General features: G+C 69.8%; 1 protein-coding gene. It reads right to left on the reverse strand.

Annotated features, from left to right (window positions below):
* Window positions 1-1,574 (reverse strand): asparagine synthase B (asnB, locus tag FCG67_RS24830; protein WP_136912235.1); only part of this gene is annotated, 1,574 nt, incomplete at both ends.

Consider the following 1,574-nt stretch of genomic DNA (forward strand, 5'->3'; position numbering starts at 1 on the left):
GCGAGTGCCTGTTCGTGCACGCCCTGGACGGCGCGGCCGGAGGGGTCGGCCATCGCGGCGAATTCCGGGTCCCACTCGAGTGCGGCGGGGGTGGAGCAGGCGATGGACTTGCCGCCGGGGACGGTGGCCGCGCAGGCCTCGCCGGGGAAGTGCTGGGCGAAGATCCGCCGGTAGAGGTAGGCCTCCTTGGTTTCCGGCGTGTTGTGCGGGAACAGCTGCGCGGCGGAGGCGAGCTCGGCGTCGGTGACCACGGCCTCGGCGTGGTCCTTGAGGCCGTCGATCCAGCCGTAGCCGACGCCGTCGCTGAACTGTTCCTTCTGCCGCCACAGGATCTGCTCGGGCAGCGCGCCCTCGAACGCCTCGCGGATCACGGCCTTCTCGATCCGGCCGCCGCCTGCCATCTTGTGGGTGGCGTCCATGCTCATCGCGGTGTCGAGGAACTCCAGGTCCAGGAACGGCACCCGCGCCTCCACACCCCAGGCCATCATCGACTTGTTCGCGCGCAGGCAGTCGTAGCTGTGCAGGGCGTCGAGCTTGGCGACGGTCTCCTCGTGGAAGGCCTGCGCGGACGGCGCCTTGTGGAAGTACAGGTAGCCGCCGAACATCTCGTCGGCGCCCTCCCCGGAGAGCACCATCTTCACGCCCATCGCCTTGATCCGACGCGCCAGCAGGAACATCGGGGTCGAGGCCCGGATGGTGGTCACGTCGTAGGTCTCGATGTGCCGGATCACCTCCGGCAACGCGTCGAGGCCCTCGGCAAAGGTGTAGACGAAGCCGTGGTGCTCGGTGCCAAGGGAATCGGCCGCGAGCTGGGCGGCCGCCAGATCCGGCGAGCCCTCCAACCCGATCGCGAACGAATGCAGGTGCGGCCACCACGCCTCGCTGCGGTCATCGTCCTCGACCCGGTCGCGCGCGAACCGGGCCGCGCACGCGGCCACCAGCGACGAATCGAGACCACCGGAGAGCAACACGCCGTAGGGGACGTCGGTCATCATCTGCCGGTGCACCGCCTGCTCGAACGCGGCCCGCAGCTCCTGCGGGGCCACCCGGGTGCCGACCGTGGCGGAGTGCTCACGCCACGGCTTGTCGTAGTACCGGCGCAGCTCACCGGACGCGCTGTCGTAGATGTGGCCCGGCGGGAACGCGGCCACGTCCTCACACACCCCGACCAGCGCCTTCATCTCCGACGCGACCAGGATGCGGCCCTCGCCGTCGTGGCCCCAGTACAGCGGGATCACCCCGATCGGGTCGCGGGCGATCAGGAACCGCTGCTGCTCGGCGTCGAATAACGCGAACGCGAAGATGCCGTTGAGGCGGTTCACGAAATCGGTGTCCCCCTCGCGGTAGAGGGCGCTGATCACCTCGCAGTCGGACCCGGTGGTGAAGTCGTAGTCACTGGCCTCGCGCAGCTCACGGTGGTTGTAGATCTCACCGTTGACCGCCAACGCGAGGTGACCGTCCCGCGAGCGCAGCGGCTGCGACCCGCTGGCCGGGTCCACGATCGCCAGGCGCTCGTGCACCAGGATCGCGCCGTCACCGACGAACACCCCGCTCCAGTCGGGCCCGCGGTGCCG

Origin of the sequence: Rhodococcus oryzae (genome assembly GCF_005049235.1) — a bacterium.
Taxonomy (GTDB): Bacteria; Actinomycetota; Actinomycetes; order Mycobacteriales; family Mycobacteriaceae; genus Rhodococcus_G; species Rhodococcus_G oryzae.